Source organism: Pseudomonas sp. BNK-44-b, assembly GCF_047456245.1.
Taxonomy (GTDB): Bacteria; Pseudomonadota; Gammaproteobacteria; order Pseudomonadales; family Pseudomonadaceae; genus Aquipseudomonas; species Aquipseudomonas machongensis.
On record NZ_CP179908.1, the window covers coordinates 1936965 to 1960369 of the forward strand.

At 67.9% G+C, this 23405-nt stretch carries 2 protein-coding genes; both read left to right on the forward strand.

All coding sequences use genetic code 11. The annotated features are described in order from the left end of the window. A complete protein-coding gene (locus ACMGGG_RS08870) occupies nt 1–11001 on the forward strand; it encodes an amino acid adenylation domain-containing protein (protein WP_414155870.1) in 11001 nt (3666 codons plus the stop codon). After that, nucleotides 11001–23393, forward strand: a complete 12393-nt coding sequence (locus ACMGGG_RS08875) for a non-ribosomal peptide synthase/polyketide synthase (RefSeq protein ID WP_414160017.1) — start codon at nt 11001–11003, stop codon at nt 23391–23393. The genes ACMGGG_RS08870 and ACMGGG_RS08875 overlap by 1 nt, the downstream gene beginning before the upstream one ends. Nucleotides 23394–23405: the final 12 nt, after the last annotated feature.

Consider the following 23405-nt stretch of genomic DNA (forward strand, 5'->3'; position numbering starts at 1 on the left):
ATGGCTGTAATGGATAACATCGCGCTGGTTCAGCGATTCATCAGGTTGCCGCTGTCACAGCGCAGGGCCTTCCTGGAAAAGCTGGCCGGCAAGGGCCTGACCCTGGGGCAGTTGCCGATCCCGGCGGCCCGTGAAGGCCTCGATGTTATCCCGCTGTCCTACGCCCAGCAGCGCCAGTGGTTCCTCTGGCAACTGGAGCCGCACAGCAGTGCCTACCACATCCCCAGTGCCCTGCGCCTGAAGGGCACGCTGGATGTGCCGGCCCTGGCCCGCAGCTTCCAGTGGTTGCTGGGGCGGCACGAATCGCTGCGTACGCGCTTCGTCGAGACGGCCGAGGGCGTGCGCCAGGTGATCGAGGCGCCGGCATCGGCCTTCGAGCTGCCGCTGCAGCACCTGCCCGTTAATGCCGGCGCCGATACCGAGCAGGCCGTGCGCGACTTCGTCGAGGCCCGCACCCAGGCGCTGTTCGACTTGCAGCAGGGCCCGCTGTTGCGCGTCGACTTGCTGCGTCTGGCCGATGACGACCATGTGCTGGTGATGACCCAGCACCATATCGTCTCCGACGGCTGGTCGATGCAGGTGCTGGTCGAGGAGCTGGTACACGCCTATGCGGCCTTCAGCGGCGGTGGCGAACCTACGCTGGCGGCGGCATCGATCCAGTACGCCGACTACGCGATCTGGCAGCAGGCCTGGATGGAGGCGGGGGAGAGCGAGCGCCAGCTGGGCTATTGGGCTGCGCGTCTGGGCGGTGAGCAACCGGTGCTGGAGTTGCCGCTCGATCACCCGCGCCCGCAGCAGCCCAGCCATCGCGGCGAACGCCTGGCGGTAACGCTGCCGGGCGAGTTGCAGCGAGGCCTGCGCAGCCTGGCCCAATCGCAGGGGATGACGCCGTTCATGCTCCTGTTGGCCAGCTTCCAGTTGCTGTTGCACCGCTACAGCGGCCAGCGCGAGATCCGCGTCGGCGTGCCGGTGGCCAACCGTCAGCACCCCGATACCAAGGCGCTGATCGGCTTCTTCATCAACACCCAGGTGCTGGATGTCAGCATCGACCCGCAGAATACCTTCCGTGAACTGCTGCAGCAGGTGCGTACGGCGGTGCTCGGCGCCCAGGCTCACCAGGCGCTGCCGTTCGAGCAACTGGTCGAAGCCCTGGCGCCGGAGCGCAATGCCGGGGTCAACCCGCTGTTCCAGGTCATGCACAACCACCTCGGCGGCGATGGCGCCTCGGCGCTGCGCCTGCCGGGCTTGCACATCGAGGGGCTGGACGTGCGCACGGTCACCGCGCAGTTCGACCTGACCCTGGACACCGCCGAGGCTGGCGAGCAACTGTCGGCAGCCTTCACCTACGCCACCGACCTGTTCGAGCGGGCCACCGTCGAGCGCATGGCGCGGCACTGGCTGCAACTGCTCGGGCAGATGGTCGCAGCGCCGGATACGCCCCTGGTGCAGGTGCCGTTGCTCACTGCGCAGGAGCGCGCGGACATCATCGCCGAGTGGAATCCGCGTCCGGCTGAGTATCCGGTGCAGCAGTGCATTCACCAGCGCATCGAGGAGCAGGCGCGCCTGCGTCCCGAGGCCATCGCGGTCACGCTGGATGATCGCCAGCTCAGCTACGGCCAGCTCGAAGCCCGGGCCAACCACCTGGCCCATCGCCTGCTGGCGCAGGGTGTCGGCCCTGAGGTGCGGGTCGGCCTGGTGGTCGAGCGCAGCCTGGAAATGATCGTGGCCATTCTCGCCACGCTCAAGGCAGGTGCTGCCTATGTGCCCATGGACCCCAGCGCGCCGGCCCAGCGCCTGGCCTACATGATGGCCGACAGCGGCATCGCCCTGCTGCTGGTGCAGCCGCACCTGGCGGCACGTGTGCAGGGTGCGCAGGACGTGCGCCAACTGATGCTGGAGCCGCTGTCGCCACAGCCGCTTGCCGACCCCGGCGCGCCGCAACTGGCCTGCGACCCGCGCCAGCTCGCCTATGTCATCTACACCTCCGGTTCCACCGGCCAGCCCAAGGGCGTGCTGCTGCCCCATGACAACGTCATGCGCCTGTTCGCTGCCACCGAGCGCTGGTTCGACTTCGGTGCCGACGATGTCTGGACGCTGTTCCACTCCTACGCCTTCGACTTCTCGGTATGGGAGATCTTTGGCGCCCTGATGCATGGCGGGCGCCTGGTGATCGTGCCGCACGAGACCTGCCGCAGCACCGAGGATTTCCACGCGCTGCTGCACCGCGAAGGCGTCACGGTACTGAACCAGACCCCTTCGGCGTTCAAGCAACTGATGCAGGTGGCCTGCACGCGTGACGCCGCCGAGCTCGGAGCCCTGCGCCAGGTGATCTTTGGCGGCGAGGCCCTGGAGGTGCAGGCGCTGCGCCCGTGGTACGGACATTTCGCGGCGCAGGGGCCGCGCCTGGTGAACATGTATGGCATCACCGAAACCACCGTGCATGTCACCTACCGTCCGCTGAGCCCGCGTGATCTCGAAGGGGCGGCCAGCAGCCCGATCGGCGAGCCGATCGACGACCTGTCCTGGTACCTGCTCGACGGCCAGCTGGAGCCGGTCGCGCCGGGATGCATCGGCGAACTGTATGTCGGCGGAGCCGGGCTTGCGCGCGGCTATCATCGCCGCAGCGACCTCAGCGCCCAGCGCTTCGTGCCCGACCTGTTCGGCAATGGCGGGCGCCTGTACCGCACCGGTGACCTGGCGCGCTACCGCAACGACGGGGTGATCGAGTACGTCGGGCGTATCGACCAGCAGGTGAAAATCCGTGGTTTCCGTATCGAGCTGGGCGAGATCGAGGCCCGCTTGCTGCAACTGCCGGGCGTGCGCGAGGCGGTGGTGCTGGCTCGCGACGGCACTGCCGGTACGCAGTTGGTGGCCTATGTGGTGGCGCAGCAGGGCAGCGGCGAGGCGTCGGCGCTTGTTGAGCGCCTGCGCAGCGGCCTCAAGGCCGACCTGCCGGAATACATGCTGCCAGCGCATATCCTGTGCCTGGACAGCCTGCCGCTGACCCTCAACGGCAAGCTCGACCGCGCGGCGCTGCCGGCCCCGACCCTGCGCCAGGAGGATTACCAGGCCCCGCGCACGGCGCTGGAGCAGCAAGTCGCGCAAATCTGGCAGCAGGTGCTGGAGGTCGAGCGGGTCGGTCTGCAGGACGATTTCTTTGCATTGGGCGGGCATTCGCTGCTGGCCACCCAGGTGGTGTCGCGCCTGCGTCACGGTCTGGGCCTGCAAGTGGCGCTGCGCACTCTGTTCGAACAGACCACCCTGCAGGCGTTCGTCGCCAGCCTCACACCAACTGCAGACGCCGCACAGCCTGCGCTGCTGCCAGTACCGCGTGGTGAGCTGGCGCCGCTGTCCTACGCCCAGGAACGCCAGTGGTTCCTCTGGCAACTCGACCCGAGCAGCAGCGCCTACAACATCCCCAGCGCCTTGCGCCTGCGCGGCGCGCTGAATGTGCCGGCGTTGCAGCGCAGCTTCGACAGCCTGCTGGCGCGTCACGAGTCGCTGCGTACCACGTTCATCCAGGCGCCGCAGGGTGCACAGCAGCGCATTCACGCCGCCGCACCGCTGGCGCTGCCGATCGAAACGGTCGCCGAGGCCGAATTGGCCGCACGGGTGCAGGCCGAGGTGGCGCAGGTGTTCGACCTGGAGCAGGGGCCGCTGTTGCGTGTGCGCCTGCTGCGTGTGGCGCAGGACGACCATGTGTTGGTCGTCACCCAGCATCACAGCGTCTCCGATGGTTGGTCGATGCAGGTGCTGGTCGAGGAACTGGTGCAATGGTACGCCGCCTTCAGCCAGGGCGAAGCGCCCACGCTGCCGGTATTGCCGCTGCAGTACGCCGACTATGCAATCTGGCAGCGGCAGTGGATGGAGGCCGGCGAGCGCGAGCGTCAGCTCGGCTACTGGACCGAACGCCTTGCCGGCGAGCAGTTCCTGCAACTGCCTACCGATCATCCACGCCCGGCCGAACAGTCGTTCCGTGGCGCGCAGCTTGCGCTGGCGCTGCCGGACAACCTGGCCCAGGGCCTGCAACAGCGGGCGCGTGAGCTGCGGGTGACGCCGTTCATGCTGCTGCTGGCCACCTTCCAGGTGCTGTTGCACCGCTACAGTGGCCAGGGTGATATCCGCGTCGGCGTGCCGGTGGCCAACCGCAACCGCCTGGAGACCGAGCGCCTGATCGGCTTCTTCGTCAACACCCAGGTCCTGCGTGCCGAGGTCGAGCCGGGCATGGCCTTCACCCGCCTGCTCGAGCAGGTACGCCACAGCGCCCTGGAAGCCCAGGCCCATCAGGACCTGCCGTTCGAGCAACTGGTCGAGGCCCTGCACCCTGAGCGCAGCCTGAGCCACAGCCCGCTGTTCCAGGTGATGTTCAACCACCAGGGCGAGCGCGCCGCCGAGGCGTCCATGGCGCAGGTGCCGGGCCTGCATGTCGAGGCGCTGGCGTGGGACAGCCACACCGCGCAGTTCGACCTGACCCTCAATACCTTCGAGTCGGGTACGGCGTGGTCGGCGATCTGGACCTACGCCACCGACCTGTTCCTGCCAGCGACCATCGAGCGCTTGTCGCAACACTGGCTGAACCTGTTGCAGGCGATCGTCGCAGCGCCGGAGCAGCGCGTCGGCGAGCTGGCGATGCTCGAGGACAGCGAGCGCGAGCGCATCGAACGCCAGTGGAATGCCAATGGCCTGGACTTCGACCGCAGCCAGTGCATCCATCGCCTGATCGAAGCCCAGGTACGCCGCACGCCGCAGGCGTTGGCCGCGATCTGGGGCGATGAGCAACTGGACTACGCCACCCTCAATGCCCGCGCCAACCGCCTGGCTCGCCACCTGGTGAGCCTGGGTGTCGGCCCCGAAGTGCGGGTCGGCGTGGCCTTGCCGCGCAGTATGTCGATGCTGGTGGCGCTGATGGCAGTGCTCAAGGCCGGTGGCGCCTACGTGCCGCTGGACCCGGACTACCCGGCCGAGCGTGTCAGCTACATGCTCGACGACAGCGCCGCCCGCGTACTGATCAGCGAACGCGCGGTGCTCGATGCACTGGCGGTCGATGGCGCGTTCGCGAGCGTGCTGCTCGATGAGCTGAATCTGGACGGCGACGACAGTGACCTGCCAGCCCGCGCCGTGGCCGACAACCTGGCCTATGTGATCTACACCTCCGGTTCCACTGGCCGCCCGAAAGGCGTGGCGATTGCTCATCGCAACGTCGCCGCGCTGGTGGCCTGGTCGCAGCAGGTCTACAGCCAGGCGGATATCCAAGGCGTGCTGGCCAGCACCTCGATCTGCTTCGACCTGTCGGTGTGGGAGCTGTTCGTGACCCTGGCCGGTGGGGGTTTCATCGTGGGGGCGCGCAATGCCCTGGAGCTGCCTGAACTGGCAGCGCGGGATCGGGTGCGCCTGATCAACAGCGTGCCGTCGGCGGCCAGCGCGCTGCTGCGTGCCGGGCAGATACCGGCGAGCGTGCGCATCGTCAACCTGGCGGGTGAGCCGCTGAAGCAGTCGGTGGTGGAGGCGCTCTACGCGCTGGAGCACATCCAGCATGTCTACGATCTCTACGGCCCTTCGGAAGACACCACCTATTCGACCTGGACCCGCCGCGAAGCGGGTGGCCAGGCCAACATTGGCCGCCCGTTGCACAACACCGCCAGCTACCTGCTGGACGGCGAACTGCAATCGGTGCCGGTCGGGGCGACGGCGGAGCTTTACCTGGCGGGCGAGGGCATCACCCGCGGCTACCTGCTGCGTCCGGGGCTGACCGCCGAGAAATACCTGCCTGATCCGTTCGCGGCGGACGGCTCGCGGCTGTACCGCACCGGTGACCTGGCGCGCTACCGCGAAGACGGCGTGCTGGAGTACGCCGGACGTGTGGACCATCAGGTGAAGGTGCGCGGCCTGCGTATCGAGTTGGGTGAGATCGAAGCGCGTTTGCAGGCTCATGCCGACGTCCGTGAAGTGGCAGTGATCGCGCATCAGGGCGAGCTGAGCACCCAGCTGGTGGGTTATGTCGTCGCTCCCGCGCTGCACGACAATGCCGAGCCGCTCAAGGCCTGGCTCAAGCAGACCTTGCCCGACTACATGGTGCCGACCCACTGGCTGTTCCTCGAACGTCTGCCACTGACCCCCAACGGCAAGCTCGACCGCAAGGCGCTGCCCGCGCCGCAGGCCACTGCCCCGGCGCGCCAGGTAGCACCCCGCAGCGTGCTTGAAAAACGCCTGGTGGCGATCTGGGAGGAAGTCCTGAAGGTTTCGCCGATTGGCGTGACCGACAACTTCTTCGAACTGGGCGGCGATTCGATCATTTCGATCCAGGTGGTCAGCCGGGCGCGTCAGGCGGGCATCCGCTTCACGCCCAAGGCGCTGTTCCAGCACCAGACCGTCCAAGGGCTGGCGACCGTGGCCCAGGAAGGCGAGGGCGTGCAACTGATCGAGCAGGGCCCGCTAACTGGCGAGATGCCGCTTTTGCCGATCCAGCAAGCGTTCTTCGACACCGATATCCCCGAGCGTCACCACTGGAACCAGTCGGTGCTGCTCAAGCCGGCCCAGCCGCTGCACGCGGGTTACCTGGAGCAGGCATTGCAGGCGCTGGTCGCGCACCACGATGCGCTGCGCCTGAGCTTCACCGAAAGCGAGACCGGCTGGCAGGCGCATTACCGTCCGCTCGGCGAGCAGCCGACTGAGCTGCTGTGGCAGCGCACCCTGAACACTGCCGACGAACTGGAAGCCCTGGCCGAATCGGCCCAGCGCAGTCTGTCACTGGGCGATGGCCCACTGCTGCGTGCCGTGTTGGCCGATCTACCGGACGGCAGCCAGCGCCTGTTGCTGGTGATACACCACCTGGCGGTGGATGGGGTGTCGTGGCGCATCCTGTTCGAAGACCTGCAACTGGCCTTCGAGCAACTGAGCAGCGGCAAGCCCCTGGCCTTGCCGGGAAAAACCAGTTCGCAACGCGACTGGGCCGGCGAACTGCAACGCGCCGCGCAAAGCTCGCGCTTGCAGCAGTCGCTGGACTTCTGGCGTACAACCCTCGAAGGCGCCCACGACAGCCTGCCGTGCCAGCGCCTGGAAGCCACCAATCGCAACTGCGACGGCCTGACGGTGCACAGCACACTGGATGCCGAGCAGACCCGGCAACTGTTGCAGCAGGCGCCCGCCGCCTACCGCACCCGTATCAACGACCTGTTGCTGACGGCCCTGGCCCGTGTGATCTGCCGCTGGACTGGCCACGACCACGCCCTGGTGCAACTGGAAGGCCATGGCCGCGAAGACCTGTTCGAGCACCTCGACCTGACCCGCAGCGTCGGCTGGTTCACCAGTGTGTTCCCGGTGCGCCTGACCCCGGCGGCAGGCCTGGGCGACTCGCTCAAGCAGATCAAGGAGCAACTGCGCGCGATCCCTGATAACGGCCTGGGCTTCGGTGTGCTGCGTCACCTGGGCGACGCCTCGGTGCGCGACGCCCTGCGTGCGCTGCCGACCCCGCGCATCACCTTCAACTACCTCGGCCAGCTCGATGCCAGCTTCGCCGACGAGTCGCCCGCCTGGCTGCCTGCCGGGGAGAACCGTGGCGCCGAGCATTCACCCGAGGCGCCGCTGGACAACTGGCTCAACCTCAACGGCCAGGTGTTCGACGGGCGCTTGCAGATCAGCTGGACCTTCAGCCGCGAGCGCTTCGATATCGCCACGCTGCAGCGTCTGGCCGAGGACTACCAGCGTGAGCTGGTGGCCTTGGTCGGCCATTGCTGCACGGTCGGTGTCGCCGGCGTGACGCCGTCGGATTTCCCCCTGGCCGGGCTCGATCAGGCCCAGCTCGATGCCCTGCCAGTGGCGGCGCAGACGATCCAGGACCTCTACCCACTGTCGCCGATGCAGCAAGGCATGCTGTTCCACAGCCTCTACGAGCAGGCCAGCGGCGACTACATCAACCAGATGCGTGTCGACATCGATGGCCTGGACCCGCAGCGCTTCCATGCCGCCTGGCAGGCCACGGTGCAGGCCCACGACATCCTGCGCACCGCCTTCGTCTGGGAAGGCGATCTGGCCCAGCCGCTGCAGGTGGTTCGCCAGCAGGTCGAGGTGCCTTTCAGCGTCCATGACCTGCGTGACCTGGACGCGCCAGCCCCGGCCCTCCAGGCCCTGGCCGATGCCCAGCGCCAGCAGGGCTTCGAACTGGCCAGTGCGCCGCTGTTGCGTCTGCTGCTGGTGGACCTTGGCCAAGGCCGTCACCACTTCATCTACACCTATCACCACATCCTGATGGATGGCTGGAGCCACGCGCAGGTGCTGTCCGAAGTGCTGCAGCACTACAACGGCCAGGCACAGGAGGCGCCGCGCGGACGCTACCGCGACTACATCGACTGGCTGGCTCGCCAGGATCAGCAGGGCAACCAGGACTTCTGGCGCGCGCAACTGGCCGAGCTGGACGAGCCGACCCTGTTGGCCCAAGTGTTCCGTGGCGCCACGCCTGCCAGCGATGAGCAGGCCCACGCCCAGCACGACCAGGTGTTCGATGCCCCGCGCAGCGCGCGCCTGGCGGCGTTTGCCCGCGAGCAGAAAGTCACCCTCAATACCGTGCTGCAAGCGGCCTGGGCGCTGCTGTTGCAGCGCCACCAAGGGCAGCAGACCGTGTGCTTCGGTGCCACGGTGGCGGGGCGCCCGTCGGAGCTGGCGGGGGTCGAGCAGCAGGTCGGCCTGTTCATCAACACCTTGCCGGTGGCCCTGACCCTGCACGCCCAGCACAGTGTCGCCAGCCTGCTGCAGGACCTGCAGGCGCAGAACCTGAGCCTGCGCGAGCATGAGTACACGCCGCTGTTCGATATCCAGCGCTGGGCCGGGCAGGGCGGTGAAGCCCTGTTCGACAGCCTGCTGGTGTTCGAGAACTACCCGGTGTCGGACGTGCTGCAGGCGCGTGCACCGGATGGCCTGCGCTTCGGCGCCATCGACAACCTCGAACAGACCAACTACCCCTTGACCCTGCTGGTCAACGCCGGCGAGCAACTGAGCCTGCAATACAGCTTCGACCCGCAGTGCTTCACCCCGGCGCAGATCGCTGGGCTGGCAGCGCAACTGGCGCAGACTCTCGACGCCCTGGTCGAAGATGCCGAACGCCCGCTGGGCGAGGTCGACAGCCTGCCAGCGGCCCTGCGCCGCCAGGTGCTGCACGACTGGAGCGGCCAGGTCGGCCACGATTTGAGCTGGCTGCCAGTGCACCGCCAGTTCGAGGCCATGGCTCAGGCCCAGCCCCAGGCTATCGCCGCAGTCTATGGCACGGAATCGATCAGCTATGCCGAGCTCAACCTGCGCGCCAATCGCCTGGCCCATGGGCTGATCGCCCGGGGTGTGGGGCCAGACCGCCTGGTGGGGCTGTGCCTGGACCGCGGCCTGGAAATGCTGGTCGCACTGCTGGCCGTGCTCAAGGCCGGTGGCGCCTACGTGCCACTGGACCCGGACTTCCCTGAAGAGCGCCTGGACTACATGATCCAGGACAGCGGCATCGGCCTGCTGCTGACCCAGCCCCACCTGGCCGAACGGCGCACCCTGCCTCAGGGCGTACAACAGATGCTGCTGGCAGCGGAGTCGGATGCGCTGGACGCGCTGGCGGCACATGACCCGCAGGTAGCGGTGGCTGACGACCACCTGGCCTATGTCATTTACACCTCCGGCTCCACCGGGCGGCCCAAGGGTGTGATGGTCCCGCACCGGGGGCTTGGCAACTTCCTCGACAGCATGGCGGCAGCGCCAGGGTTGCAGGCGCAAGACCGGGTGCTGTCGCTGACCACCTTCTCGTTCGATATCTTCGGCCTGGAAATCTTCCTGCCGCTGGTGCGCGGCGCACGTGTGGTGCTGGTGGATCGCCAGGCTGCACGCGATCCCGAGCAACTGCTGGAGGTGGTGCGCGAGCAGGCCGTGAACGTGGTACAGGCCACGCCGTCGACCTGGCGCATGCTGCTCGACAACCCGCAGGCCGAGCTGCTGCGCGGTTGCCGCATGCTCTGCGGGGGCGAGGCGCTGGCACCGGAACTGAGCCTGCGCATGCTCGCCCTAGGGGGCGAAGTGTGGAACCTGTATGGCCCCACCGAGACCACCATCTGGTCGGCACGGCGACGCCTGGATGCCACACAGCCGGCACCGCTGCTGGGCGAGGCCATCGGCAATACCACCTTGTTCGTCGTCGGCCCCGATCTGCAACCGGTGGCGCCGGGCGTGGCCGGTGAGCTGCTGATCGGTGGCGAGGGCCTGGCCCGCGGCTACCACGGCCGCGCGGCACTGAGCGCCGAGCGCTTCGTGCCGCATCCGTTCGCCGACGATGGCTCGCGGCTGTACCGCACGGGCGACCTGGTGCGCCACCTGGCCGATGGCACCCTGGAGTACCTCGCACGTCTGGATCATCAGGTGAAGATCCGCGGCTTCCGCATCGAGCTGGGCGAGATCCAGGCCCTGATGCAGGACCATCCGCAGGTCCGCGAGGCCGTGGTGATTGCCCGCGACGGCGCGGGCGGCGCACAGCTGGTGGGCTACGTGGTGCCGCTGGAGGCCGCCGAGGCGGGCGATGGCCTGCGCGAGGCGCTGCGCCAGAGCCTGGCCGAGCGGCTACCGGCCTACATGGTGCCGGCGCATATCCAGGTGCTTGAACGCATGCCGTTGACCCCCAACGGCAAGCTCGACCGCAAGGCCTTGCCGGCCGTCGACGCCAGCGCTTCACGCCAGGTCTACCAGGCGCCACGTACCGACCTGGAACGCCAAGTCGCCGAGGTCTGGCAGCAGGTGCTGCAACTGGAGCAGGTTGGGGTGCACGACCACTTCTTCGAGTTGGGCGGGCATTCGTTGCTGGCTGTCAGCGTGGTCTCGCGCCTGCAACTGGCGCTGGGTCTGAAGCTGTCGCCGCAGTTGGTGTTCCAGGCGCCGGTGCTGGAGCAGTTCGCCGAGGCGCTGGGCCAGGCAGGTGGGCAGGTGGTGGATGAATCGAAATTGAGCAAGCTCGAATGGCTGCTTGACGAAATGGAGGAAGTTTGATGGAAACCCAAGCAGCCCTGAGAATTGCGCAGCGCTTCATTACCCTGCCGCTGGAAAAGCGCCGTCTGTACCTGGAGAAGATGCTGGCGGAGGGGGTGTCCCCGGCCAACCTGCCGATCCCGCAGGTGCAGTCGGCCTTCGACACGCTGCCGGTGTCCTACGCCCAGGAGCGTCAATGGTTCCTCTGGCAGATGGACCCTGGCAGCACCGCCTATAACCTGGCGACCGTGCTGCGTCTGCGCGGCCACCTGGACATCGACGCCCTGCAGCGCAGCCTCGACTGGCTGGAGCAGCGCCATGAAAGCCTGCGCACCCGCTTTGCCGAGCAGGACGGGCGCCTGAGCCAGCGTATCCTGCCGCCCGCGGGGCTACCCCTGGCGCATGAGCAACTGGTTTCCGGCACCCCGGGCGATGCGGCGCTGGATGCCTGCATCAAGGCCCGGGTCGAAGCCCTGACCCAGCAGGTGTTCGACCTGTTCGACGGCGCGCTGGTGCGTGCCAGCCTGCTGAAGGTGGGTGAGCACGACCATGTGCTGGCCATCGTCCAGCACCACATCATCGCCGACGGCGCCTCGATCCAGATCATGATCGGCGAACTGGTGCGGGCCTACGGTGCATTCAGCCAGGGGCAGGACCCAGTGGCAGCGGCGCTGCCGATCCAGTACGCCGACTATGCGATCTGGCAGCGGCACTGGATGGAAGCCGGCGAGCGCGAGCGCCAGTTGCACTACTGGCGTGAGCAACTGGGTGGCGAGCAGCCGCTGCTGGCGCTGCCGGGCGACCGTCCGCGACCGGCAGTGCAGAGCCTGCGTGGCGAGCGCCTGGAGGTGAGCCTCGATGCCGACCTCAGCCGTCAACTGCGCAGCCTGGCCCAGGGGCAGGGCGCGACCCTGTTCATGCTGTTGCTGGCAAGCTTCCAACTGTTCCTGCACCGCTACAGCGGTCAGCACGACATCCGTGTCGGGGTGCCGGTGGCCAACCGCAACCGCCCGGAAACCGAGGGGTTGCTCGGCTTCTTCGTCAACACCCAGGTGCTGCGCGCCGAGATCGACGGGCAGCAGCCGTTCCGCGCCTTCCTCGAGCAGGTCAAGCACACCGCGTTGCGCGCCCAGGAGCATCAGGACCTGCCGTTCGAGCAACTGGTCGAAGCCCTGCAACCGCAACGCAGCCTCAGCCATGCGCCGCTGTTCCAGGTCATGTTCAACCACCAGCGCAGCGCCCCGGCGCGCGGCCAGGCCCAGGCCGCACCTGGCAGTGACCTGCGCGTCGAAGGGGTGGCCTGGGACAACCCCACCGCGCAGTTCGACCTGACCCTGGAAACCCATGAGTCCGACGACGCGCTGATCGCCGCCTTCACCTATGCCACCGACCTGTTCGAGCGCGACACTGTGCAGCGCCTGGTCGCTCACTGGCAAACGCTGCTCGCGGCCATCGTCGCCGAGCCTGACCAGCGTTGCGCCGAGCTGGCGCTGATGAGCGCCGCCGAAACCGAGCAGGTGCGCTTGCGTGCCCAGGGGCCGCAGGTGGTGCATGCCGATGCCCGCCCGGTGCACCTGCAAGTGCAGGCCCAGGCCGAGCGCACGCCGCAGGCCGTCGCCGTGGTCTGCGCCGGGCAGCAGTACAGTTATGCCGAGCTCGACGCGCGGGCCAATCGTCTGGCACGTGAGCTGATCGCCCGTGGCGTCGGCCCCGAGGTGCGAGTGGGCATCGCTGCCGAACGCAGCCTGGAGCTGGTGGTGGCGCTGTTGGCCGTGCTCAAGGCCGGTGCGGCCTATGTGCCGTTCGACCCGGCCTATCCTGCCGAGCGCCTGGCCTACATGTTCGACGACAGCGGCATCGGCCTGCTGCTCGCCCAGCCAGCCCTGCTGACGCAACTGCCACTGCCGCAGGGCCTGGACGTGCTGGCGCTCGCGCCTGCGAGCGCGGTGCAGGATGGCGATTTCATCGCGCCGCAGGTTGCGGTGGATGGCGAGCACCTGGCCTACCTGATCTACACCTCCGGCTCCACCGGCCAGCCCAAGGGCGTGGCGGTGCGGCATGCCGGCCTTGGCAACCACATGGCGTGGATGCGCGAGTGCTTGCCGCTGACGGCCGAGGACCGCGTGCTGCAGAAGACCGCGATCAGCTTCGATGCGTCGGTGTGGGAGTTCTGGTTGCCGCTGATCTGCGGCGCGCGCCTGGTACTGGCGGCGCCGGGGCAGGATGAGTCGCTGGCGCAACTGTGGGAGCAGGTTCAGGCGCACGGCATCACCGTGCTGCAATCGGCGCCGTCGCTGTTGCAGGCGATGCTGCCGCAGGCGCGCCCTGAGCAATTGGCCAGCCTGCGCACCGTGCTGTGCGGCGGCGAGGCCCTGAGTGCGCAGTTGTGTGCACAGCTGCGCGAGCGCTGGCAAGGGCGCCTGGTCAACCTTTATGGCCCGACCGAGGCGACCATCGACAGCACCGCGTGCGAAGTCCCGGCCGTGCTGGCAGGGGCGGTAGTGCCGCTGGGCACGCCGATCGACAATGCCAGCGCCTACGTGCTGGGCGAGGCGTTGCAGGTGTGTCCGGCGGGCGCTGCCGGCGAGCTGTGCATCGGTGGCGAAGGCCTGGCGCGCGGTTACCACCAGCGCCCGGCGATGACTGCCGAGCGTTTCGTGCCCGATCCGTTCTCCAGCCGACCCGGCGCGCGCCTGTACCGCAGTGGCGACCTGGTGCGCCAGGCTGACGACGGGGTAATCGACTACCTCGGGCGCATCGACCATCAGGTGAAGATCCGCGGCCTGCGCATCGAGCTGGGCGAGATCGAGGCGCGCCTGGTCGCGCTGCCGGGTGTCCGCCAGGCGCTGGTGCTGGCGCGTGAGCAGCAGTTGCTGGCCTACGTGGTGCTCGAACCGGGCCAGGACGAGCCATTGGCGGTGGCCTTGCGCGAGGCGCTGCAAGGGCAGCTGCCTGCCTACATGGTGCCCAACCATCTGTTGCTGCTGGACGCGTTCCCGCTGACCAGCAACGGCAAGCTCGACCGCAAGGCGTTGCCGCTGCCTGAAGCCAACGCGGGCAGCGAGCAGGTCGCACCGGCCAACGACCTGGAACTGCGCCTGCACGCGCTGTGGCGGGACGTGCTCAAGTGCCAGGCGCTGGGTGTGACCGACAACTTCTTCGAGCTGGGCGGCGACTCGATCGTCTCCATCCAGCTGGTCAGCCGTGCGCGCCAGGCAGGTATTCGCTTCACCCCCAAACACCTGTTCCAGCACCAGACCATCCGCGCCCTGGCCCAGGTCGCCGAGCTGGGCGGGCAGGGGCTGGTCATCGACCAGGGCCCGGTGCACGGCAGCCTGCCGCTGCTGCCGGCCCAGCAGGCGTTTTTCGCCGCGTTGCCTGAAGAACCTGCGCGCTGGAACCAGTCGGTCTGGCTCAAGCCCGCCCGCGCCTTGTCGGTCGAGACGCTGACCGCAGCCCTGAGCCAACTGGTGAACCACCACGATGCCCTGCGCCTGTCGTTCGGCGCCCAGGGCGCCTACTTCCGAACCCCAGAGGCGATGCAGGCGCTCTACCAGCAGTCGGCCTTGCTGTGGCAGGCTGAGGCCGAGGACGACGCTGCGCTGGAGGCCCTGGCCGACCGCGCCCAGGGCAGCCTGGTGCTGGAGGACGGTTCGCTGCTGCGCGCGGTGCTGGCGCAGCTCGCCGACGGTAGCCAACGTCTGCTGCTGGTCATCCACCACCTGGTGGTCGATGGTATTTCCTGGCGCATCCTGTTCGATGACCTGCAACAGTCGCTGACGCAACTGGACGCTGGCCAGCCATGCGTGCTGCCGGCCAAGACCAGCTCGCTCAAAGCCTGGGCCGAGCGCCTGGCGGCTGCGGCCGAGGGCGATATGCGCGGGCAGATGGCCTATTGGCAGACGGCACTGGCCGGCGCACCGCGCGACTTGCCGGTGAACGACCCGCAGGGCTCGCTGGCCAATGCCCTGGCCCACACCGTGCACACCCGGCTGGATGCCGAGACCACCCGGCGCCTGCTGCAAGAGGCACCGGCGGCCTATCGCACTCAGGTCAACGACCTGCTGCTGACCGCCCTGGCACGGGTCGTGGCGCCCTGGTGCGGGAGCGACAGCGCCTTGGTCCAGCTTGAAGGCCATGGCCGCGAGGAGCTGTTCGACGACATCGACCTGACCCGTACCGTTGGCTGGTTCACCAGCCTGTTCCCGGTGCGCCTGGACCACTGCGCCGACCTGGGCAGCGCGATCAAGCGCGTCAAGGAGCAACTGCGCGCGGTGCCCGACAAGGGCCTGGGCTTCGGCGTGCTGCGTTACCTTGGCAGCGCCGATGATCGTGCGGCGCTGCAGGCGCTGCCGCAGCCGCGTATCACCTTCAACTACCTTGGCCAGTTCGACGCCAGCTTCGACCCGCAACAGGCAGTGCTGCGCCCCAGTGGCGAGGCCCGTGGCCGCGAGCAGGGCGATGCTGCGCAACTGGGCAACTGGCTGACCCTCAATGGCCAGGTGTACGACGGCCAGTTGAGCCTGAGCTGGACCTTCAGCCCGCAGATGCTCGAAGTCGCCACTGTGCAAGGCCTGGCCGATGCCTACCGCGAGGCACTCGGCGCCCTGGTCGAGCACTGCACCGAGGCCGGCCACGCCGGGCTGACCCCGTCCGATGTGCCGTTGGCCGAGCTGGACCAGGCCGGCCTGGATGCGCTGCAGCTGGACGCCAGCACCGTCGAGGACATCTACCCGCTGTCGCCGATGCAGCACGGCATGTTGTTCCACTCGCTCTACGACCAGGCGGGCGGTGACTACATCAACCAGATGCGCGCCGATGTGCAGGGCTTGGATGTGGCGCGCTTCCGGGCCGCCTGGCAGGCCACCATCGAGGCCCACGCGATCCTGTGCACCGGCTTGCGCTGGCAGGGCGAGCTGACCCGGCCGCTGCAGGTGGTGCAGCGCCAGGTGCAGGTGCCGTTCACCGAGGTGCGCTGGGATGGTCAGGTGCCGGACAGTGCACGGCTCGATGCCTTGGCACGCGAAGCCCGTGAGCAAGGTTTCGACCTGGAGCAGGCGCCGTTGCTGCGTCTGTTGCTGGTGGGCAACGGTGCCAACAGCCATCACCTGATCTTCACCAGCCATCACATCCTGATGGACGGCTGGAGCACCGCGCAATTGCTGGGCGAAGTGCTGCAGCGCTATGCCGGCCAGGCCATCGCGGCGCCGTCCGGGCACTACCGCGACTACATCGGCTGGCTGCAGCGGCAGCCGGCGCAGGCCCGCGAGGCGTTCTGGCGCCAGCAACTGGACGGTCTGCAGGCCCCGACCTGGCTGTCGCGTGCCTTGCCTGCGCCGCAGCCTGGCGGGCAGGGCGGTTATGCCGATCATCATGCCGGCCTCGATGCCCAGGCCATGACGCGCCTCGGCGTGCTGGCGCGCCAGCACAAGGTGACCGTCAACACGCTGGTGCAGGCCGCCTGGCTGTTGCTGTTGCAGCGCTATACCGGGCAGCGCAGCGTGTGCTTCGGCGCCACCGTGGCGGGTCGCCCGGCCGAGCTCAAGGGCATCGAGCAGCAGATCGGTCTGTTCATCAATACCCTGCCGGTGATCGCCGCGCCCGATCCACAGGAAACGCTGGCGCAGTGGTTGCAGACGGTCCAGGGCGTCAACCTGGCCCTGCGCGAGCACGAGCACACACCGTTGTTCGAAATCCAGCGGTGGGCCGAGCAGGGTAGCCAGGGCCTGTTCGACACCTTGTTGGTGTTCGAGAACTACCCCATCGCCGAGGCCCTGGAGCAGGGCGGCGACCAGAGCCTGCGCTTCAGCGCGGTACGTGCCCACGAGCAAAGCAACTACCCACTGACCCTGGCGGTGGCCGCCGGGCGGGAGCTGACGCTGCATTTCAACTACGACCGCACGCAGTTGCGCGACAGCGCCGTCGAGGGCGTGGCGCGTCACCTGCTGCACCTGCTGGAGCAGTTCTGTGCCGACGCTCAGGCACCGTTGCACCAGTTGAGCTTGCTGGAGGGCCGTGAACGGACCCGTATCGAACGGCAGTGGAACGCCAATGGCCTGGACTTCGACCGCAGCCAGTGCATCCATCGCCTGATCGAAGCCCAGGTACGCCGCACGCCGCAGGCGTTGGCCGCGATCTGGGGCGATGAGCAACTGGACTACGCCACCCTCAATGCCCGCGCCAACCGCCTGGCCCGCCACCTGGTGAGCCTGGGTGTTGGCGCCGAAGTGCGAGTCGGTGTGGCCTTGCCGCGCGGCATGTCGATGCTGGTGGCGCTGCTGGCGGTGCTCAAGGCCGGTGGTGCTTATGTGCCGCTGGACCCGGACTATCCGGCCGAGCGCGTCAGCTACATGCTCGACGACAGCGCTGCCCGCGTGCTGATCAGCGAACGCGCGGTGCTCGATGCACTGGCGGTCGATGGCGCGTTCGCGAGCGTGCTGCTCGATGAGCTGAATCTGGACGGCGACGACAGTGACCTGCCAGCTCGCGCCGTGGCCGACAATCTGGCCTACGTGATCTACACCTCCGGTTCCACTGGCCGCCCGAAAGGTGTGGCCATTGCTCATCGCAACGTCGCCGCACTGGTGGCCTGGTCGCAGCAGGTCTACAGCCAGGCGGATATCCAAGGCGTGCTGGCCAGCACCTCGATCTGCTTCGACCTGTCGGTGTGGGAGCTGTTCGTGACCCTGGCCGGTGGGGGTTTCATCGTGGGGGCGCGCAATGCCCTGGAACTGCCGGAGCTGGCAGCGCGGGATCGGGTGAGCCTGATCAACAGCGTGCCGTCGGCAGCCAGTGCGCTGCTGCGCGCCGGGCAGATACCGGCGGGCGTGCGCATCGTCAACCTGGCGGGCGAGCCGCTGAAGCAGTCGGTAGTGGAGGCGCTCTACGCGCTGGAGCACATCCAGCATGTCTACGATCTCTACGGCCCTTCGGAAGACACCACCTATTCGACCTGGACCCGCCGCGAAGCGGGTGGCCAGGCCAACATTGGCCGCCCGTTGCACAACACCGCCAGCTACCTGCTGGACGGCGAACTGCAATCGGTGCCGGTCGGGGCGACGGCGGAACTGTACCTGGCAGGCGAGGGCATCACCCGCGGCTACCTGCTGCGTCCGGGGCTGACCGCCGAGAAATACCTGCCTGATCCGTTCGCGGCGGACGGCTCGCGGCTTTACCGTACCGGTGACCTGGCGCGCTACCGCGAAGACGGCGTGCTGGAGTACGCCGGGCGTGTGGACCATCAGGTGAAGGTACGTGGCCTGCGTATCGAGCTGGGTGAAATCGAAGCGCGCTTGCAGGCCCAGGGCCTGTTGCGCGAATCGGCGGTGCTGGCCGTCGAGCTCAATGGCGTTCAGCAACTGGTCGCCTACGTGGTGGCGAATGACCTTGGCGCCGACGAAAGCGAATTGCGCAGTGTGTTGAAAGCCAACCTGCAACAGACCCTGCCGGACTACATGGTGCCGACCCACTGGTTGTTCCTCGAACGTCTGCCGCTGACCCCCAACGGCAAGCTTGACCGCAAGGCGCTGCCCGCGCCGCAGGCCACTGTCCCGGCGCGCCAGGTAGCACCGCGCAGCGTGCTGGAAAAACGCCTGGTGGCGATCTGGGAGGAAGTGCTGAAGGTTTCGCCGATTGGCGTGACCGACAACTTCTTCGAGCTGGGCGGTGATTCGATCATCTCGATCCAGGTGGTCAGCCGGGCGCGGCAAGTGGGTATCCGCTTCACGCCCAAGGCGCTGTTCCAGCACCAGACCGTCCAAGGGCTGGCGACCGTTGCCCAGGAAGGCGAGGGCGCGCAACTGATCGAGCAGGGCCCTTTGACTGGCGAGATGCCGCTGCTGCCGATCCAGCAAGCGTTCTTCGACACCGACATCCCCGAGCGTCATCACTGGAACCAGTCGGTGCTGCTCAAGCCGGCCCAGCCGCTGCACGCGGGTTACCTGGAGCAGGCATTGCAGGCGCTGGTCGCGCACCACGATGCGCTGCGCCTGAGCTTCACCGAAAGCGAGGCAGGCTGGCAGGCGCATTACGGCCCGCTTGGCGAGCAGCCGACCGAGCTGATGTGGCAGCGTACCCTGAACACTGCCGACGAACTGGAAGCCCTGGCCGAATCGGCCCAGCGCAGCCTGTCGCTGGGCGATGGCCCGCTGCTGCGCGCCGTACTGGCGGACCTGCCGGACGGCAGCCAGCGCCTGTTGCTGGTGATCCATCACCTGGCGGTGGACGGCGTGTCGTGGCGCATCCTGTTCGAAGACCTGCAACTGGCCTTCGAGCAACTGAGCAGCGGCAAGCCCCTGGCCCTGCCGGGCAAGACCAGCTCGCAGCGCGACTGGGTCGAGCAACTGCGCCAGCACGCCAGCACGAATGCGCTGGAACAACTGGAGTACTGGCAGGCCCAGGGCCGCGAACTGAGCGCCGAATTGCCCTGGGACCGTGCCGATGGCGGCCAGCGCAATCGCGACGGCAGCACGCTCTACTCGCGACTGGACAAGCAGCAGACCCGCCGCTTGCTGCAGGATGCACCGGCCGCCTATCGCACCCAGGTCAATGACCTGCTGCTGACCGCCCTGGCCCAGGTCGTCTGCGCCTGGACCGGCCAGGCCCATGCGCTGGTGCAGCTGGAAGGCCATGGCCGCGAAGACCTGTTCGAGCACCTCGACCTGACCCGCAGCGTCGGCTGGTTCACCAGTGTATTCCCACTGCGCCTGACCCCGGCGGCAGGCCTGGGCGACTCGCTCAAGCAGATCAAGGAGCAATTGCGCGCGGTCCCTGACAAAGGCCTGGGCTTTGGCGTGCTGTCGCAGCTTGCCGCGCCGCAGGTGCGCGAGCAATTGGCCGGCCTGCCGACCCCGTCGATCACCTTCAACTACCTGGGCCAGTTCGATGCCAGTTTCGCCAGCGGCGAGGCGGCGTTCTGGCTGCCCTGCGACGAGGCCCGTGGCGCCGAGCAACACCCCGACGCGCCCTTGGCCAACGCGCTGAGCGTCAACGGCCAGGTGTTCGATGGCGAGTTGAGCCTGGGCTGGACCTTCAGCGACGCACGTTTCGACAGCCACACCATCCAGGCCCTGGCCGATGCCTATACCCAGGCGTTGCTGGCCTTGATCGAGCACTGCTGCCAACCGCAGGCGGGCGGCCTGACCCCTTCGGACGTGCCACTGGCCCGCTTGTCCCAGGCCCAGCTGGACGCCTTGCCAGTGGCGGCGCAGACCATTCAGGACCTCTATCCGCTATCGCCGATGCAACAGGGCATGCTGTTCCACAGCCTCTACGAGCAGGCCAGCGGCGACTACGTCAACCAGATGCGTGTGGACATCGACGGGCTGGAGCCGATGCGTTTCCGCGATGCCTGGCAGGCTACGCTGCTCAACCATGACATTCTGCGTACCGGTTTCCTCTGGCAAGGTGGGCTCAGCCAGCCGCTGCAGGTGGTGGCACGCCAGGTCGAAGTGCCGTTCGCGCTGCACGACTGGCAGGGCCGCGCCGACCAGGCTGGCGCACTGGATGCACTGGCATTGGCCGAGCGTGCCCAGGGCTTCGACCTGGAGCAGGCGCCGCTGCTGCGGGTGCAACTGATCGCCACGGCGCCGGGCCGTCATCACCTGTTGTTGACCCACCATCACATCCTGATGGATGGCTGGAGCCATTCGCAGCTGCTCGGCGAAGTCCTGGCGCGCTACGCCGGTGAGGCGGTCGCCGCGCCTGTCGGGCGCTACCGTGACTACATCGCCTGGTTGCAGGCGCAGGACGCCGAGGCGTGCGAGGCGTTCTGGCGCCAGCAACTGGCGGAGCTCGACGAGCCTACCCACCTGGCCCGTGCCATCCGCCAGGAGCCACGCGCGGCCGGCGCCGCCCATGGCGACTACCGCATCGCCGTGGACGAGGCCGTCACTGCGCGCCTGGCGAACTTTGCCCGTGAGCAGAAAGTCACCCTCAACACCCTGGTACAGGCGGCCTGGCTGTTGCTGTTGCAGCGCTACACCGGCCAGGCGAGCGTGTGCTTCGGCGCGACGGTGGCCGGGCGCCCGGCGGAGTTGCCGGGCATGGAGCAGCAGATGGGGCTGTTCATCAACACCTTGCCAGTGGTCGCCACGCCGACCCCGCAACAGACCGTGGCCGACTGGCTGCAGGCCGTGCAGGCGCGCAACCTGGCGCTGCGCGAGTTCGAGCATGCGCCGTTGTACGAGATCCAGCGCCTGGCCGGGCAGGGCGGTGGCGCCCTGTTCGACACGCTGCTGGTGTTCGAGAACTTCCCGGTCTCCGAAGTGCTGGAGCAGGCTGCGCCCGAGGCGCTGCGTTTCGACGCGGTGAGCAACCACGAGCAGACCAGCTACCCGCTGACCCTGGCGGTCAACCAGGGGGCGAGCCTGCTGCTGCACTACAGCTACGATGGCGACAGCTTCGAGGCCGCAACCATCGAGCGCCTGGCCGCGCACCTGGGCCTGCTGCTGGAAGGCCTGGCCGTGTCGGCCACACGGGCCTTGGGCGAGGTGTCGATGCTCGACGCACAGGAGCGTGCCCTGCCGCTGGAGGTGTGGAACGCCACGGCGGTCGAGTACCCGCTGGAGCACAGCGTCCAGGCGCTGATCCAGCGTCAGGTCGAGGCCACGCCGGACGCCACGGCGCTGGTGTTCGGCGAGCGTCAGCTCAGCTACCGCCAGCTCGACGCCCTGGCCAACCAGTGGGCGCACCGCCTGCACGCGGCGGGCGTGGGCCCGGATGTGCTGGTGGGTGTGGCGGCCGAGCGCAGCGTGGAAATGGTCGTGGCCCTGCTGGCGGTGATCAAGGCCGGTGGCGCCTATGTGCCGCTGGACCCGGAATATCCGCGCGAGCGTTTGGCCTACATGATTGAGGACAGCGGCATCGAACTGCTGCTGACCCAGTCGCACCTGCGCGAGCAGTTGCCGCTGCCGCAGGGGCTGGAGTGCCTGTTGCTCGACCAGCCACTGAGCGGTTATGCCGAGCAGGCGCCGGTGATCGAGGTCACTGGCGAGAACCTGGCCTACGTCATCTACACCTCCGGCTCCACCGGCAAGCCCAAGGGCGCGGGCAACCGCCATCGTGCGCTGACCAACCGTTTGTGCTGGATGCAACAGGCTTATGGCCTGACTGCCGGGGACCGCGTGTTGCAGAAAACCCCGTTCAGTTTCGACGTGTCGGTATGGGAGTTCTTCTGGCCGCTGATGACCGGCGCTTGCCTGGTAGTCGCCGCGCCGGGGCTGCACCGCGACCCGGCGCAATTGATCGAGCTGATTCGCCGTGAACGCATCACCACGCTGCACTTCGTGCCGTCGATGCTGCAGGCCTTCGTTGCCGACCCGGCGGTGGCGGGCTGCGCCAGCCTGACCCGCATCGTTTGCAGCGGCGAGGCGCTGCCGGTGGATGCCCAGCGCCAGGTGTTCGACAAGCTGCCGAACGCCGGGCTGTACAACCTGTATGGCCCGACCGAAGCGGCCATCGACGTGACCCACTGGACCTGCCGCGAAGAAGGCCGCGACAGCGTGCCGATCGGCGAGCCCATCGCCAACCTGCAGACCTATGTGCTGGACGCTGGCCTAGGCCCGGTGGCGGTGGGCGTGGTGGGCGAGCTGTACCTGGGCGGCACCGGCCTGGCGCGCGGTTATCACCGCCGCCCTGGGCTGACTGCCGAACGCTTCGTCGCCAGCCCCTTCGGTGACGGCGAGCGGCTGTACCGCACCGGCGACCTGGCGCGCTACCGCGCCGACGGGGTGATCGAGTACATGGGGCGTATCGACCATCAGGTGAAGATTCGCGGGCTGCGCATCGAGCTGGGCGAGATCGAAGCACGACTGATGGAGCAGGACGAAGTGCGCGAAGCCGTGGTGCTGGCGGTGCCGGGTGCCGGGGGCCTGCAACTGGCGGGTTATCTGGTGCCCAGCACGCCAGTGGCGGACGACGCGGCGGCCGAAGCCTTGCGCGTCACCCTGCGCGAGCGCCTGGGTGCGGTGCTGCCGGACTACATGGTGCCGGTGCACCTGCTGCTGCTCGAGCAACTGCCGCTGAGCCCCAACGGCAAGCTGGAACGTCGTGCGCTGCCGTCCCCGGAGCTGGCCCAGGCCCGCTACGTGGCACCGCGCAGCGAGCGCGAACAACAACTGGCGCAGATCTGGAAGGACGTGCTGCAAGTACCGCAGGTGGGTCTGGACGATGACTTCTTCGCCCTCGGTGGACATTCGCTGCTGGCGACCCAGGTGATCGTGCGGATTCGCGAGCACCTGGGCATCGAGGTCCCGCTCAAGACCCTGTTCAACGCGCGGCACCTGGGCGAGTTCAGTGCTTCGGTGCAAGCACTGGATGTGGGCAACGATCCTTTGATGGATGAACTGGCTAAATCCTTGGAGGCCCTGGAACGTTTAACAGGAGATGAGCTTGAGAAGCTAATTTCTGAGTGAAGGGGAACCGGT

What these genes read in the sequence shown, in the direction of transcription:
- ACMGGG_RS08870 (WP_414155870.1), top strand. Translation starts at nt 1, where the DNA reads ATGGCTGTAATGGATAACATCGCGCTGGTTCAGCGATTCATCAGGTTG.
- ACMGGG_RS08875 (WP_414160017.1), top strand. Translation starts at nt 11,001, where the DNA reads ATGGAAACCCAAGCAGCCCTGAGAATTGCGCAGCGCTTCATTACCCTG.